Below are 13,313 nucleotides of genomic sequence, written 5' to 3' on the forward strand. Positions count from 1 at the left end.
CGGCTCGCTCCTGGCGGCGGCCGCGCGCGCCGGGCGCGCAGCCGCCTTGGCCGGAGCGGGCGCCAGGGCCTGTTCGCGCTTCTGCGCGCGGCGCTCGGCGGACTCGAAGATCCGTTCCATCTCGCCCAGGCTCGCGCGCGCCGCCTCGCTCAGCGGTTCGGCGGCTTCCAGCACGTGCTTCATGGTGTTGAGCGCTTCGCGGATCGCGGCGGCCGGCGAATTTTCGAGCAGGCGCGGCATGGCCTGGACGGCGGCGGCCGAATCCAGCGTCATCATCAGGGCCTGGTCGCGGATGACGCCCTTGAATTCCGGCAGGGTCAGCGCGGTGTCGGATTCCGCGCGCATCTTGCGGATCAGCGCGAAGCTGCGCTCGTCCAGGCCGCCCTCGGAGCCCGCTACGTACAGCAGCATCCGGATGGCGGCGACGCGCAGGCCGCCTTCCTGCAGCAGCGAACGCAGTTCGCCCGCGCGTTCTTCCATGAAGCGGCGGTGTTCGGGCGACACGCCCGGGTGCTTGCGCGGCGGGCCGGAACGCGCGCCCAGGCCGGCCAGGTCCTGCACCAGGGGCGATCCGTACACGCTCATGAAGGTGCGCTCATCGGCCGAATCGCGCAGTTCCTGCCAGATGTCCAGGCTGGTCTCGACCAGGTTCGAGAACATCTCCTGCGCCACCAGGAAGGGGTTGGAGGGCGAGGCCGGCCGGCGGTGCTCGCGCACCTGTTCCGCGATCTGGGCGATCGGCGCGATCGCCGGGTTGCGGTCAGAAATCAGCTCGTAGGGCAGGCGCAGCGGATGCAGGCGCTGCCCCCATTCCGCGGATTGCGGCGTCACCATGGCGCGCACCCAGGGCTGCATGAAGCTGCGGTACATGCCCAGGTTGATGTCGGAGATCCGGGCGACGGCGGCGAATCGCCGGTCGTCGTCTTCCTTGCGATCCACGATGGCGCGCACGTCGTCCAGGCTGCGCTGTTCGAACGACAGCACGTAGTTGCCATAGGCCAGGTCCGCGTTCGGCGTGTCGGGCGTCTTGTCGGCGATTTCGGCCTGGTAGATGCCCGGCGGCAGCACGTCGATCATGTCGATGTTGGACGTGAATTCCTGGTGTTCCTTGCGGGCCACGCTGCCGGACACGAAGATGCCGAGGTGGCCGATGCTTTCATGCACGGCGTAGACGATGGTCTGGCCGTGGGCCAGCACCTCGGCCTCGTTCTGGTACAGGTCGGGAATCCAGCCCAGCGCCTGCGGCGGGGGCGTGATGTTGTCGCCCTTGGAGCAGAACACCACGATGGGCGACCGGATGTTGCGCAGGTCGATGCGGATGCCGTCGGAGGTCACCAGGCCCGCCGTGGCCAGGCGGTTGCCTACGAACAGGTTGTCGACGATGTACTGGATTTCGGGGCCGTTCAGGAAGACGTGGCCGCCCCACCATTTCTCGAAGCTCAGGTAGCGCGACGCCTCGGTGTCCACATTGGAGTACAGGTTGTACTGCTTGGACCACAGCGTGTTCGCCGGATTCAGGTTCTCGAAGTTCTGCACCAGCCAGGCGCCGTCGAACTTGCCGTCGCCCAGGTCGCTGGTCAGCGCGGTGAGCCAACTGCCGCCCAGCAGGCCGCCGGCATAGCGCATGGGGTTCATGCCGCGCCAGCCGGACCAGTACGACAGCGGGGCGCCGGCGACGATGATGGGGCCGAACAGTTCCGGCCGGACCGCGGCGGTCATCATGATCTGCCAGCCCGCCTGGCAATTGGCGACTACGACCGGCTTGCCTTCGGCGTTGGGGTGCAGCGCGATGATCTCTTCCAGGAACCGCGCCTCGGCCATCATCACGTCTTCGACGGTCTGGGCGGGCATGGGCTGCGGCAGGAAGGTCGCGAAATAGCAGGGATGCCCCGCGCGCACGGCCACGCCGATCTCGCTTTCGGGCTTGAATCCGCCGATGCCCGGGCCGTGCCCGGCGCGCGGGTCCACGACCAGGAAGGGGCGCTTGATCGGATCCGTTTCCACGCCGGCCGGCGGCTTGATGCGCAGCAGGCCGTAGTTGACGGGGCGCGGCAGGCCGCGGCCGTCCAGCACCAGTTCGAATTCCATGCTCAGCACGTTCGGGGCGCGCTTGGCCATGTGTTCGTGATATTGATTGCCGCGCTGGCGCATCACGTCTGCGTAAAGCACGCCGCGCTGCCAGGCGTCCACTGCGTATTCGTAGGCGGCCGTCCAGGGGTTGAAGGACGGGGTGGGGGCGCGATCGTTGCCGGATCCGGCCATGGCGATCTCCTTGTAGTAGCTTCCGGCGGCGGTAGCCGCCAGGCCGGTCCAGTGGAACCGGCCGGGTTGACCTCCCCATTACACCGCAACTGATGTTGCGCTGCAACATCAGAGGGGCTGACCGCCGTCAAACCGGCCGGATTTAACTGTCCCTTTTTGCGTTCCGGCTCCGCCCGAACCCCCGGGATCAGGCCGGATCGTGGCAGACGGCCTCGATGCGGTTGCCGGCGGGGTCCAGCAGGAAGGCGGCGTAGTAATGCGGGTGGTAGTGTTCGCGCAGGCCCGGCGCGCCTTCGTCGCGCCCGCCATGCGCCAGCCCGGCGGCATGGAACGCGTCGACGGCGGCGCGGCTGGGCGCCTTGAAGCACCAGTGGCGCCGGGCGCCGGCGGCGGCATCCACGGCCGCGCCGGCGGCGAATACGGACAGATAGCTGTGCTGGCCGCTGCCCGGCCGGCAGCGTTCGCCGTAGCCGAGCGCGTCGGGGCGGTCGTAGACCTTGTCCGCGCCCAGCGCCCGCATGACGGCATCGTAGAAGGGCCGGGCGGCGTCCAGGCCGGGAACGGTGATGGAAACGTGGTCCAGCAGTTGCATCGGGGCTCTCCGCGGACGCGAACCGGAATCAGGGCCGCGCGGCGGCGTTGTGCGCCAGCCATTTCTGGACGGAGGGCCGCTGCCATTGGCCGTCGGCATAGGCGGCAAGCGGGGCGGGCAGGTCGTCCAGGGACAGCCGCTTGAGCATCACCGCCAGGTCGGTGTCGGCGATGCACCAGCCGTCGAACAGACAGGCCTGGCCCGCGCCCAGCAGGCTGCCGGCCACGTGGATGAGCTTGGCCGCGGCGGCGTGCGCGGCGTCGGACAGCGGCTGGCCGGCGGCGCCGTGGAACACGGTTTCGGTGGGGCGTTCCTGGCGCAGGGCGGCCAGGTCGCTGCGCAGCCAGGCCTGCAACTGGCGGGCGCGGGCGCGCGCGCGGAGTTCGCGGGGATAGAGGGCGGCATGCGCGGGCGCGGGGAAGGCCTCGTCCAGGTATTCGGCGATGGCGCTGGATTCGGTCAGGTGGAAATCCTCGTGCGTCAGCGCGGGCACCCGGGAGGTCAGCGCGCGGGCCTGGTAGGGCTGCATGCGCTGTTCGCCCGCTTCAAGGTCGATCGGGCGCACCTCGAACGGCAACTGCTTTTCGGTCAGCGCCACATAGGCCGACATGGCATAGGGACTGAGGAACAGGGAGTCGACGAATAGCGTAAGCGGGGCGCTCAAGTGGGGTCTCCGGTTGTATCGAAAAAGCGTAACGCAACTGCCGCCCGCGTGTCGCGCGGACGCGTCAATCCACGATGAAAAGCCTGGCGCCCGTGGCCGTGGAGGAACGGTGGGGCTCGGCCTGGTCGGCGACCTGGTAGCTCATGCCGGGCGTCAGCACGAACGTCCGGCCGTCCTCGAGTTCGGTGTGGAGTTCGCCTTCCAGGCAGAAGAGGATGTGGCCCTTGCTGCACCAGTGGTCGGCCAGGTAGCCCGCGGTGTATTCCACCATGCGCACCCGCAGCTCGCCGAACTGCCGGGTCCGCCAATAGGCCATGCCGGTCTCGCCGGCGTGTTCGGTGCGTTCCACTTCGGACCAGTCGGTGGTGCCGAAGGGGATGTTGCTCATTTTCATGGTCGATCCTGCATCGTGGCCCGGGCGGCTTCGCCCGGCAAAATACAAATACTACGCTACTCAGGCGGCCAGCTTTTTCTGCCAGAACAGGGCGCGGCCCGTGGTTTCGTCCAGCGCATAGCCCTCGAAGCCGAGCTTGCGGTACAGCCCCTGGGCCACCGCGTTGCCTTCCAGCACTTCCAGCGTGATCTTGCAGCAGCCCAGCCGGCGCGCCCGGTCTTCCAGCGCGGACAGCAGGGCCTTGCCCACGCCCAGGCCCTGGAACCGGGGCGACACGCCCAGATCGTGCAGGTTGACCAGCGGACGGCAGGCGAAGGTGGAGAAGCCTTCGAGGTAGATCGCCACGCCGGCGGCCTCGCCGTCGACGCGGGCCAGCAGGGCGTGCGCGGCGGGGCGGCGGGCCAGTTCGGCGATGAGGTGCCGGCGCGCGTGGTCGGACAGCGGGGCATTGCCGCCCATGGGGCCGCTGGCGTATTCGTCCAGCATGGCCAGCACCTGGCGGCCGTGTTCGGGGTTGTCGAAGTCGACGTCGATGATTTCCAGCACGATCGTTCCTGTCTGCTTCCGCCCGTTCCCGGGAAGGGCGCGGACGGGCCTGTCGGTTCCGGCGCGCGCGGGCGCCGCGGAACCGGACATTATGCGCGATGCGCCCGGCTTGGCAAGGCGCATTGAAAAAACGGGCTACAGCCCCTATCTTCTTGATATTCAAGGCCGATCGCGGCGCGATCCGGGAGCGGCCGCAACCCCTTGCAAAGGGCGGAACATGGAGTTCAAGGACTACTACGGCATTCTAGGGGTGGAGCGGGGCGCTTCCGAAGACGAGATCCGGCGCGCCTACCGCAAGCTCGCCCGCAAATATCATCCCGATGTCAGCAAGGAAAAGGATGCGGAGACGCGCATGCGCGACGTCAACGAAGCCTACGACGTGCTGCGCGACCAGGAAAAGCGCCTGGCCTACGACAACCTGGCCGCGGGTGTGTCGCCCGATGGCGGCTTCCAGCCGCCGCCGGGCTGGGACGAAGGATTCGAGTTCCATCGCGGCGCGGCGCCCGGCGAAGAAGCGCAGTTCAGCGAATTCTTCTCGTCGCTGTTCGGCGGCCGCGGGCGCGGCCACCGGGGCGGGGCGCAGCAACAGGAATTCCGCGCGCGCGGCGAAGACCATCACGCCGCGATCGAGGTGGACCTCGAAGACGCGCTCAAGGGCGCCACGCGCGACATCAGCCTGCGCTCGATGAAGATCGACGACGAAGGGCGCCCCCAGATGCAGACCCGCACGCTCAGCGTGAAGATTCCCGCCGGCGTGCGGGAAGGCCAGTTCATCCGGCTGGCGGGCCAGGGCATGCCCGGGTACGGCGGCGGCGAGAACGGCGACCTCTACCTGGAAATCCGGTTCAAGCCGCACCCGCAGTACCGCGCCGACGGCCGCGATCTCTACATGGCGCTGCCCGTGGCGCCCTGGGAGGCCGCGCTGGGCGCCAGCGTGAAGACGCCCACCCCGGGCGGCACCGTCGAAGTCTCGGTCCCGCCGGGATCGGGCAACGGCCGCAAGCTGCGGCTGCGCGGGCGCGGCATTCCGGGCGACCCGCCCGGAGACCTGTACCTGGTGCTGGACCTGGTGCTGCCGCCGGCCGACAGCGAGGCGGCCAAGGCGGCCTACCGCAAGCTGCAGCAGGACCTGCCTTTCAACCCGCGGCGCCACATGGGGGTCTGACCATGAAGAAGCTCGTCATCACCAGCGCCACCGTCGTGGGCAAAACGCAACCCTTGAGCGCCGACGACCTGGCCCGCGCCTGCGGCCAGGAAGTGGAATGGATCGCCCGGCTCGTCGAAGTCGGCATCGTCAACGCCAGCGGGCGCCGGCCCGCGGAATGGCGCTTCTACAGCATGGACTTGCAGCGCGCGCTGGACGCCCGGCGCCTGGAGCGGGATTTCGACGCCAGCCTGGACGCGGTGGCGCTGATCCTGGACCTGAGCCAGGAGGTCCGCCGCCTGAAGGCGCAACTGCGCGTGCTGGGCGCCGACGACACCTAGCGTCGCCGCGGGCGATACCCGGCGGATGGGTAAACTAGGCGCTTGCCGCAACACCGAACAAGCGAAGAAACCTTGCAGACCTCATCCGCCCCGGCGCCCGGCCTCGCGGGCAGCGCCCGCATCGACGGCCTGAAATCCTGCCTGCCCGTCATGATCGGCTACTTTCCGGTGGCCGTGACCTTCGGCATCGCCGGCATGGCGGCGGGCCTGACGCCCGCGCAAGTCATCCTGATTTCCGTGCTGGTCTATGCTGGCGCCAGCCAGTTCCTGCTGCTTGCCTCCATCAAGGCGGGCACGCCGTGGCTGTGGGTGGTGGCGCTGTGCTCGCTGCTCAACGCCCGCCACCTGCTGTACGGCCCGCTGCTGTCCCGCTTCCTGCCCGCCGCGCTGCGCGGCCGGCTGAAAGTCGCCTTCCTGCTGACCGACGAGGTGTTCGCCACGGCCTTCAACCGCCTGCAGGCCGTGGATCCCGCCCGCCGCCAGGGCTGGATGACCGCGCTGGGACTGGGCGCCTGGCTGACCTGGATCGCCGGCACCGCCGTCGGCGTCTATGCCGGCGACGGGCTGGAACGCCATTACCCCATGCTGTCGCAGGTGATGCGTTTCGCGCTGCCGGCGCTGTTCATGGCGCTGGTATGCCAAAGCGCCAGGCGCGGCCTGGGGCTGCCCATCGTGGCGGCGGTGGCGGGCGCCGGCGCCGTGGCCGCCCTGGGGCACACCAGCGCGGCCATCCTGGCCGGCGCCGTCATCGGCTGCGTCGCGTACCGCCTGCGGAGGCCCGCATGAATACCGATGGACTGGGATTCTGGGGCGCGGTGGCCGCGATGGCCGCGATCACCTATCTGACCCGCGCCCTGCCTTTCATGCTGTCCGAACGCAGCCGCCTGCTGCGCCACCTGTCGCGCGAAGGCTCGGCGCTGGCCGCGCTGGGGCCGTCCCTGCTGGCGGGGATCGCCGCGGCGGTCATCGTGCCCGACCTGATCGAGGCAGGCGACCAGGCGGCCCGCATCGGGCCCTACGTGGGCGGCCTGGTCGTGACCGCGGTGGCGGCGCGGCTGGTCAGCAATACGGGCGTCGCCGTGCTGTTGGGCATGGCCGGATACGGGGTGCTGCTGGCCCTGGCCGGCTAGCCGATGCGCGCGCGCAGGTCGGCCTGCCACTGCGCCGGGCGGCCCAGGTAGCGGGAAGGCTCCAGCAGGGTGCAGGCGCCGCCGCGCTCCAGCGCCAGGGTGGGAAAGCCCGAGCCGCCCAGCCGGGCCAGCAATTGCCGGCTGGCGGCGATGTGCGAGGCGGTTTCGGCGCCCTGGGCCGCCGCGAAGGCGGCGCCGAAAGCCGCCGGGTCCAGCCCGATATCGGCCGCCAGGGCCGCCAGCACGGCGGGGTCCGCGACGCGCAGCCCTTGCACGTAGTGGGCGCGCTGGATGCGCTGGAGCAGGTCCAGCCCGCGGCCGCCCAGCGCCTGCGCGGCCAGGATGGCCGTGGTGGGCGGCTCGGAATCGAACACCGCGCCGCTGTCGCGCAGCAGTCCGTTGAAATAGTCCTCGCCGAAGGGCTGGCCCGTCAGGCCGGCGATGCGCTCGTCGTGCGGCATCACATAGCGGCGCAGCGCGTCGGTCACGGGCTGGCGGTTGCCGCCGGTCATCATGCCGCCGCCATGGAGCGCGATGTCCAGGCCGGGGAGGGCGCGGGCGGCCTCCACCAGCGGCGCGGCGGCGTAGCACCAGCCGCAAAGCGGATCGAAAATGTAATGCAGGGTGGGATTGGAAGCAGTCATGGCGCCATGGTAGACGCGGGCCGCTTCCGGGGTAAGCCCATTGCGGTAACCAGTGTGTTGCGCCGGTCCCGCGGATCGTCGCGGGACCGCGGAACGTCAGCCGGCGATCTGCACGCCGATCCAGAACAGGCCGGCGGCCAGCAGCATCGAGGCGGGCAGGGTCAGCACCCAGGCCATCAGGATGTTGCGCACCGTGCTGCTGTGCAGGCCGGTCTTGTTGGCGACCATCGTCCCCGCCACGCCCGAGGACAGGACGTGGGTGGTGGACACCGGCAGGCTGAACACGTTGGCCAGCCCGATGGCGCCCATCGCGGTCAACTGCGCGGACATGCCCTGCGCATACGTCATGCCCTGCTTGCCGATTTTTTCGCCCACCGTGAGGACCACGCGGCGCCAGCCGACCATGGTGCCCGCGCCCAGCGCCAGGGCGACCGCCACGATCACCCAGAAGGGCGCGTATTCGGTGGTGGCCGTCAGGTCGGCGCGCAGCCGTTGCAGGTCCGCGCGTTCGCGGGCGGGCAGCCCTTCGATGCGCGCCACCTTCTTGGCCGTGTCGTCCAGGCACAGCAGATAGCGGCGCACGGCAACGCGTTTCTCGGGCGGCAGGTCGGCGTAGTTGGACACGCCGTGCAGATCGGCCTGCAAGGCGGCGATGGTCGGCATCGTCAGTTCGGGATCGCAGCGGAAATTGCGCGGCAGCTCGGTGGTCGCGTCGTAGCGCTTGAGCGCCAGGTAGTCGCCCAGCATCGCTTCGTTGCGCTGGTAGAACACGTTCAGGTGATTGGCGGCGTCGCGCGTGCGCTCGATCTGGTAGGTGGTGCTGTTGGTGTCCAGCACGAAGTTGGCGGGCACGATGCCGATCAGCACGAGCATGATCAGGCCGATGCCTTTCTGGCCGTCGTTGGAGCCGTGGACGAAGCTCACGCCCATCGCGGACAGCACCAGGACCAGGCGGTTCCAGAACGGCGGATGCTTCTTGTTGTCGATGGCGCGGCGCTGCTCCGGCGTCTTGTGCATCTTCGACAGCGGCAGCCAGCGCTTGAGCGCGAGGAGCAGGCCGCCCGCCACCACGAAGCCGGCCACCGGCGACACCACCAGGGACAGGCCGATGTCGATGGCCTTGCCCCAGTTGACGCCGTCGGCCAGCGGCAGTTCGGTGATCAGCGCGTTGGCCAGGCCCACGCCCAGGATCGAGCCGATCAGCGTGTGCGAGCTGGAGGCCGGGATGCCGAAATACCAGGTGCCCAGGTTCCAGGCGATGGCCGCCGCCAGCATGGCGAACACCATGGCCAGCCCGCGGCCGGTGTCCACGTTGATCAGCAATTCGACCGGCAGCAAGTGGACGATGGCATAGGCCACGCCCACGCCGCCGAGCAGCACGCCCAGGAAATTGAAAATGCCGGAAAGCATGACCGCCAGGTGCGGCGGCATGGCCTTGGTGTAAATGACCGTTGCCACGGCGTTTGCCGTGTCGTGGAATCCGTTGATGAATTCAAAGGCCAGGACGAATGTCAGGGCCAAGACAAGACTGAGGCCTACCCAAGGGTCTAGGCCGTGGAAGAGGTCGAACATGGAGGCGGGGGAGGTTCCGGCGGGAGGCCCGATTATTGCAGATTTGTGACCTGTCCCTGGTTGCGTACGGCTACCAAAGGGGGGATTCGTTGATGTCGGACACAAACCGTTCGCCCAGGTGTCAGACACCCGAGGAGACAGCGGCCGCCCGCCCTGGGCGCCCGTGGGTGTCTGACACCCCCCCAACCCCTAGAACTTCGAATACTGGAACTCGATCTCCATCGGTTTGCCCAGATTGGCCGAGGTATCGGCCTGGATCAGCGCGACGCCCAGCAGGCCGAGGTACAGCAGGCAAAGCCACAAGGTTCTTTTCATGGGATCCGGTGCCTCATGGCCGAAATACCTCGGCGATTTTCTGGTTGACGCGCAGCCAGCCCAATTCCCCAAGATGCTGGACGTCGCGCAGCGTGCCCACTTCGAACGGCGCTCCGTACATATCCATGCAGCGCATGGCGTAGCGCCGGCACTGCGCCGCGACTTCCCGCTGCACCGGCTCGAAGCGGTCCAGGTCCCGGAACACCATGGGATGCAGCGGCTGCATGACGAACAGCGCGTCCACGCCGTGCCGGCGCAGCAGCGCCATCAGGGCGTCCAGTTCGCGCAGTTCGTCGCGGCCGGTCAGGGGCTGCTGCAGATAGGCCGTCTTGCCGCCCTCGGGAACGGTCCGCAGGTATTTGTCGAAGAAATCGTCGCGCACCGCGTACCGGTTGCCCGCCATCAAGGCCTGTTCGGCGCCCTGGGCCTGGCTGGCCAGGGCGTCCCAGTCGACCACGCGGGCGGCGGCGGGCGGCCCTTCGCGTTCCGGCTCCGGGGCGGGAGCGGCATGGGCCGGGGTCCACAGGTCGACCAGGCGCTGGCGGAAAACATAGGCTTGCTCGGCCATCATCGACCAGGCGACGCCCGCGTCGCCCTTGGCCTCCAGCCAGCGCAGCACCTCGGCCCGGCCCTCGGGCTGCCCCAGCAGCCGGGACAGCAGCGGATTGGCGTGCTCCTTGAATTCGTCCGGGCCCAGTCCGCCCTCGCCATCGAACCAGCCGGGCGACAGCATGACGACCACGCGGGAAGCCGCGGAGAGGTCGTCGGCCAGCGCCGCCAGCACCAGTTGCATGCCCAGCGACTGGAAACCGGAATGGCCGTAGGCCAGCACCGGCATCTGGAGTTCGTCGGCCAGGTAGCGGTAGGGCACGAAGCGCAGATCGTTGCTGGTCAGTTCCGACGAGCCCAGGATGACCAGGCGGTCCCCCGTGCGCAAGGCCTGGCTCAGGCGCGACAGGTTGCGGGTCTGCTCCTGCAGCGTATTGCCCAGGTTGGGGAGGTAGATGCCGGGCGCCGCGGCCGGGACGGGTTCGGTCTTCAGGGCCAGCGCGTGCAGGGCGCCCCATCCGGCGGCCGCGGCGGCGGCCAGGGCCAGCGCCGCCGCCAGCGCGTGCTGCCGGAGAGTGCGTGTGATCATGGAGGGAAACCGAAAGCGCGGCGTCTCGTAAGCGGAATTGTATTGTTAGCGGATGTTAACGAGCGGCCTTTGCCGGAACAAGCGCGGGAAAGCGGGGCCATGGCCGATTCGCTTTTTCGCCACAGGGCGGGATCGTCCGGATGGCGGAAGCGGCCGCCCTTCCCCCGGGGGAAGAATGCGATAGCATGGTTGCCGCGGGGTTCTTCTGGATTTCCATGATTGACCGCGCCACGAGCCGCCTTCGCGGCGCCAGACCGTCCCATTCAACGATTGCCGCCCATGACCGCCGTTACCCGTATCGCCCGCAGCCACCCCGATGAATTGATCGTGGGCCTGGTGTCCGTTTCCGACCGCGCCTCGGCCGGCGCCTACCAGGACCAGGGCCTGCCCGCGCTGCGGGAATGGCTGGGCGGCGCGCTGGCATCGCCGTGGCTGGCGGTCGACCGCCTGATTCCCGACGAGCCCGCCCGCATCTCCGAGACGCTGATCGAACTGGTGGACGGCTGCGGCTGCGACCTGGTCCTGACCACCGGCGGCACCGGCCCCGCGCGGCGCGACGTCACGCCGGAGGCGACCCTGACCGTCGGCACCAAGGAAATGCCCGGCTTCGGTGAACAGATGCGCCAGATCAGCCTGCGCTTCGTGCCCACGGCCATTCTGTCCCGCCAGGTGGCCGTCATCCGCGAAACCGCGGGCCACGCCGCGCTCATCGTGAACCTGCCCGGCCAGCCGAAATCCATCCGCGAAACGCTGGAAGGGCTGAAAGGAGAGGACGGCGCCGTCCTGGTGCCGGGCATTTTCGCCGCCATTCCCTACTGCATCGACCTGATCGGCGGCCCCTACGCCGAGACCCGCCCGGAAGTCATCGAGGCTTTCCGCCCGAAGTCGGCCCGCCGGCAGTAGCGCCGGCACGCCCCGGCGCTGCGCTATAGTTGGCCGCGCTTTCCTCAATTTCCACCCGTTCGAGAGTTCCATCGCCATGAAGGTCCGTACCGCCCTGTCCCTCACCGTTTTGGCCGCCCTGACGGCCTGCGCCAGCGTCAAAGACGTGCGCGACCGCGATCCCGTCTTCTACGGGTCGACCCAGCGCTCGGCCGAGGATTACACGAATTGCGTGGCGGAATCCTGGAAGAACATGGGCGTCCGGTTCGAGCGGAAGGCCGTGCGCAACGGCTTTGAACTCATCCAGTCGGACAGCCTGGGCGTGGAGGCCGTGCTGACGACCACCCACTGGAAGGGCAAGACGGAAACGCGCCTGTCCACGCGCATCGCCCGCCGCGACCAAAGCATCATCGAGCCCGCGAACCTGTGCCTGTAAGCGCCATGTTCCGCCGCCGCGACGTACTGCGGCTGGGCCTGGCCGCGGCCGCCGCCGGCCTGGGGCTGCCCGTCCGAGCCCAGCAGGAAGGCTACCTCACCCGCAAGCTCAATTTTCCCGTTCCCGGCGGCGTCGCGGTCCTGGGCCTGGGCGACGCGGAACGCGCCCCGGAAGTGACGTTCCAGGGGCGGCGCGTGCTGGTCGTGCGCGAAGAGGGCAGGCAGTGGATCGCCGTGGTCGGCATTCCGCTGAGCGCGAAGCCGGGCGAACAGCAGGTATCGGTCGGCGATGGGCAGGGCCGGCGCAAGCTGTCCTTCAGGGTCGGGGCCAAGGAATACGCGGCCCAGCGCATCACGCTGAAGAACCAGCGCCAGGTCGAGCCGAATCCGGACGACATGAAGCGCATCGAACGCGAAATGGCCGAGCAAAGCGCGGCCAACCGCGGCTACCGCGCCGGGGTCGTCCCCAGCAACCTGCTGCTGGACCGCCCGGTCGACGGCGGCCGCCTGTCCAGCCCATTCGGGCTGCGGCGCTTTTTCAACGGACAGGAACGCAACCCGCATTCGGGGCTGGACTTCGCCGTGCCGGCGGGCACGCCCATCAAGGCGCCGGCGGCCGGCACGGTCGTGCTGGTGGGGGATTATTTCTTCAATGGCAAGACGGTGTTCCTGGACCATGGGCAGGGTTTCGTCAGCATGTTCTGCCACATGTCGGCCATCGACGTGAAGGTCGGCGACGAGGTGCCGCGCGGCGGCGTGGTGGGGAAGGTGGGCGCCACGGGGCGGGCGACCGGCCCGCATCTGCACTGGAACGTCAGCCTGAACGACGCCCGCGTCGACCCGGCCATCTTCATCGGGGCATTCAAGCCCTGAATCCGGCGCGGGATCGCGCCCTATGCGGGCGTGGCCTGCAGCGCGATCCGGCGCAGCACGTGCTGGTGCATGCGCTCGGCATAGTCCATCTGCTGGCGCACGCGGAGGTGCTGGGCTTCCTGGTCGTCCAGGCAGTTGTCGTACTTGGTCTTGGCCTCGGCGTACGTCAGGCCGGTATTGCGCAGGCTGTTGATGAACGTCTCGCGCGACTGATGGAGCAGGCGCAGGCCTTCCTCGCCCTTCACGAATCGCCTTCGCGCCAGGGCAAGCTCGTCAGCGGCCGCTTGCAACTCTTCTGTCAGATCCATCTTGCATCTTGCGCGTCCCGCCGGGTGTCGCGCCTGGCGGGGATCGCCATTCGTCCATGAACAGGCGTTCCAC

General features: G+C 68.9%; 17 protein-coding genes. 7 read left to right on the forward strand and 10 right to left on the reverse strand.

Going from position 1 to position 13,313, the window contains the following annotated elements:
• The 5 genes from AVE30378_RS28835 to AVE30378_RS28855 form a co-directional block, all read right to left on the reverse strand.
• A partial coding sequence (locus AVE30378_RS28835) for a DUF3141 domain-containing protein (protein WP_165360338.1) occupies positions 1-2,262 on the reverse strand: 2,262 nt, incomplete at its 3' end.
• 187 nt (positions 2,263-2,449) lie between these two features.
• Positions 2,450-2,854, reverse strand: a complete 405-nt coding sequence (locus AVE30378_RS28840; protein ID WP_129246097.1) for a VOC family protein — start codon at positions 2,852-2,854, stop codon at positions 2,450-2,452.
• A 28-nt stretch (positions 2,855-2,882) separates the two neighbouring features.
• A complete protein-coding gene (gene yfcF, locus AVE30378_RS28845; RefSeq protein ID WP_129246099.1) occupies positions 2,883-3,518 on the reverse strand; it encodes a glutathione transferase in 636 nt (211 codons plus the stop codon).
• Positions 3,519-3,582: 64 nt separating this feature from the next.
• Positions 3,583-3,912, reverse strand: coding sequence for a DHCW motif cupin fold protein (locus AVE30378_RS28850; RefSeq protein WP_129246102.1), 330 nt, complete (start codon positions 3,910-3,912; stop codon positions 3,583-3,585).
• Positions 3,913-3,972: 60 nt separating this feature from the next.
• A complete protein-coding gene (locus tag AVE30378_RS28855) occupies positions 3,973-4,458 on the reverse strand; it encodes a GNAT family N-acetyltransferase (protein ID WP_129246104.1) in 486 nt (161 codons plus the stop codon).
• A 217-nt stretch (positions 4,459-4,675) separates the two neighbouring features.
• Here AVE30378_RS28855 and AVE30378_RS28860 point away from each other — a divergent pair, with 217 nt between their 5' ends.
• The 4 genes from AVE30378_RS28860 to AVE30378_RS28875 all read left to right on the forward strand — a co-directional run bounded on the left by AVE30378_RS28860 (position 4,676) and on the right by AVE30378_RS28875 (position 7,073).
• On the forward strand, positions 4,676-5,623 hold the full coding sequence (locus AVE30378_RS28860; RefSeq protein WP_129246106.1) for a DnaJ C-terminal domain-containing protein: 948 nt from the start codon (positions 4,676-4,678) through the stop codon (positions 5,621-5,623).
• A 2-nt stretch (positions 5,624-5,625) separates the two neighbouring features.
• Positions 5,626-5,943 (forward strand): chaperone modulator CbpM, encoded by a 318-nt coding sequence (locus tag AVE30378_RS28865; protein ID WP_129246108.1) that lies wholly within the window; start codon positions 5,626-5,628, stop codon positions 5,941-5,943.
• 72 nt (positions 5,944-6,015) lie between these two features.
• Positions 6,016-6,729 (forward strand): AzlC family ABC transporter permease, encoded by a 714-nt coding sequence (locus tag AVE30378_RS28870; RefSeq protein ID WP_129246110.1) that lies wholly within the window; start codon positions 6,016-6,018, stop codon positions 6,727-6,729.
• Positions 6,726-7,073 carry an AzlD domain-containing protein gene (locus AVE30378_RS28875; protein WP_129246112.1) on the forward strand — a complete coding sequence of 116 codons (348 nt, stop codon included), beginning with the start codon at positions 6,726-6,728 and terminating at the stop codon, positions 7,071-7,073. The genes AVE30378_RS28870 and AVE30378_RS28875 overlap by 4 nt, the downstream gene beginning before the upstream one ends.
• On the opposite strand, the gene AVE30378_RS28880 is transcribed toward AVE30378_RS28875, so the two are convergent.
• The 4 genes from AVE30378_RS28880 to AVE30378_RS28890 all read right to left on the reverse strand — a co-directional run bounded on the left by AVE30378_RS28880 (position 7,070) and on the right by AVE30378_RS28890 (position 10,742).
• On the reverse strand, positions 7,070-7,717 hold the full coding sequence (locus AVE30378_RS28880) for a DsbA family protein (RefSeq protein ID WP_129246114.1): 648 nt from the start codon (positions 7,715-7,717) through the stop codon (positions 7,070-7,072). The two genes, AVE30378_RS28875 and AVE30378_RS28880, sit on opposite strands and share 4 nt — an antisense overlap.
• A 96-nt stretch (positions 7,718-7,813) precedes the next feature.
• On the reverse strand, positions 7,814-9,289 hold the full coding sequence (locus tag AVE30378_RS28885; RefSeq protein ID WP_129246116.1) for an inorganic phosphate transporter: 1,476 nt from the start codon (positions 9,287-9,289) through the stop codon (positions 7,814-7,816).
• A gap of 189 nt (positions 9,290-9,478) precedes the next feature.
• Complete coding sequence (locus AVE30378_RS33040) at positions 9,479-9,604, reverse strand: hypothetical protein (protein ID WP_279636214.1); 126 nt, start codon at positions 9,602-9,604, stop codon at positions 9,479-9,481.
• Positions 9,605-9,617: 13 nt separating this feature from the next.
• Positions 9,618-10,742: a D-alanyl-lipoteichoic acid biosynthesis protein DltD gene (locus AVE30378_RS28890; protein WP_129246118.1), complete on the reverse strand. Its 1,125-nt coding sequence runs from the start codon at positions 10,740-10,742 to the stop codon at positions 9,618-9,620.
• A 279-nt stretch (positions 10,743-11,021) separates the two neighbouring features.
• On the opposite strand from AVE30378_RS28890, the gene mog reads away from it, so the two are divergent.
• From mog to AVE30378_RS28905, 3 genes are all read left to right on the forward strand, one after another.
• The gene (mog, locus tag AVE30378_RS28895; RefSeq protein ID WP_129246120.1) at positions 11,022-11,645 is read left to right on the forward strand and encodes a molybdopterin adenylyltransferase; all 624 of its coding nucleotides are present in this window, start codon (positions 11,022-11,024) and stop codon (positions 11,643-11,645) included.
• 76 nt (positions 11,646-11,721) lie between these two features.
• Positions 11,722-12,060, forward strand: coding sequence for a hypothetical protein (locus AVE30378_RS28900; RefSeq protein ID WP_129246122.1), 339 nt, complete (start codon positions 11,722-11,724; stop codon positions 12,058-12,060).
• On the forward strand, positions 12,051-12,932 hold the full coding sequence (locus tag AVE30378_RS28905; protein ID WP_425265803.1) for a peptidoglycan DD-metalloendopeptidase family protein: 882 nt from the start codon (positions 12,051-12,053) through the stop codon (positions 12,930-12,932). The genes AVE30378_RS28900 and AVE30378_RS28905 overlap by 10 nt, the downstream gene beginning before the upstream one ends.
• 20 nt (positions 12,933-12,952) lie before the next feature.
• Here AVE30378_RS28905 and AVE30378_RS28910 read toward each other — a convergent pair whose 3' ends face one another.
• Positions 12,953-13,240, reverse strand: coding sequence for a hypothetical protein (locus AVE30378_RS28910; RefSeq protein WP_129246126.1), 288 nt, complete (start codon positions 13,238-13,240; stop codon positions 12,953-12,955).
• Between the last annotated feature and the right edge of the window lie 73 nt (positions 13,241-13,313).

Source organism: Achromobacter veterisilvae, from assembly GCF_900496975.1.
Taxonomy (GTDB): domain Bacteria; phylum Pseudomonadota; class Gammaproteobacteria; order Burkholderiales; family Burkholderiaceae_B; genus Achromobacter; species Achromobacter veterisilvae.

What these genes read in the sequence shown, in the direction of transcription:
- AVE30378_RS28840 (WP_129246097.1), bottom strand. Translation starts at nt 2,854, where the DNA reads ATGCAACTGCTGGACCACGTTTCCATCACCGTTCCCGGCCTGGACGCC.
- AVE30378_RS28850 (WP_129246102.1), bottom strand. Translation starts at nt 3,912, where the DNA reads ATGAAAATGAGCAACATCCCCTTCGGCACCACCGACTGGTCCGAAGTG.
- AVE30378_RS28860 (WP_129246106.1), top strand. Translation starts at nt 4,676, where the DNA reads ATGGAGTTCAAGGACTACTACGGCATTCTAGGGGTGGAGCGGGGCGCT.
- AVE30378_RS28865 (WP_129246108.1), top strand. Translation starts at nt 5,626, where the DNA reads ATGAAGAAGCTCGTCATCACCAGCGCCACCGTCGTGGGCAAAACGCAA.
- AVE30378_RS28875 (WP_129246112.1), top strand. Translation starts at nt 6,726, where the DNA reads ATGAATACCGATGGACTGGGATTCTGGGGCGCGGTGGCCGCGATGGCC.
- AVE30378_RS28880 (WP_129246114.1), bottom strand. Translation starts at nt 7,717, where the DNA reads ATGACTGCTTCCAATCCCACCCTGCATTACATTTTCGATCCGCTTTGC.
- AVE30378_RS28885 (WP_129246116.1), bottom strand. Translation starts at nt 9,289, where the DNA reads ATGTTCGACCTCTTCCACGGCCTAGACCCTTGGGTAGGCCTCAGTCTT.
- AVE30378_RS33040 (WP_279636214.1), bottom strand. Translation starts at nt 9,604, where the DNA reads ATGAAAAGAACCTTGTGGCTTTGCCTGCTGTACCTCGGCCTGCTGGGC.
- AVE30378_RS28890 (WP_129246118.1), bottom strand. Translation starts at nt 10,742, where the DNA reads ATGATCACACGCACTCTCCGGCAGCACGCGCTGGCGGCGGCGCTGGCC.
- mog (WP_129246120.1), top strand. Translation starts at nt 11,022, where the DNA reads ATGACCGCCGTTACCCGTATCGCCCGCAGCCACCCCGATGAATTGATC.
- AVE30378_RS28900 (WP_129246122.1), top strand. Translation starts at nt 11,722, where the DNA reads ATGAAGGTCCGTACCGCCCTGTCCCTCACCGTTTTGGCCGCCCTGACG.
- AVE30378_RS28910 (WP_129246126.1), bottom strand. Translation starts at nt 13,240, where the DNA reads ATGGATCTGACAGAAGAGTTGCAAGCGGCCGCTGACGAGCTTGCCCTG.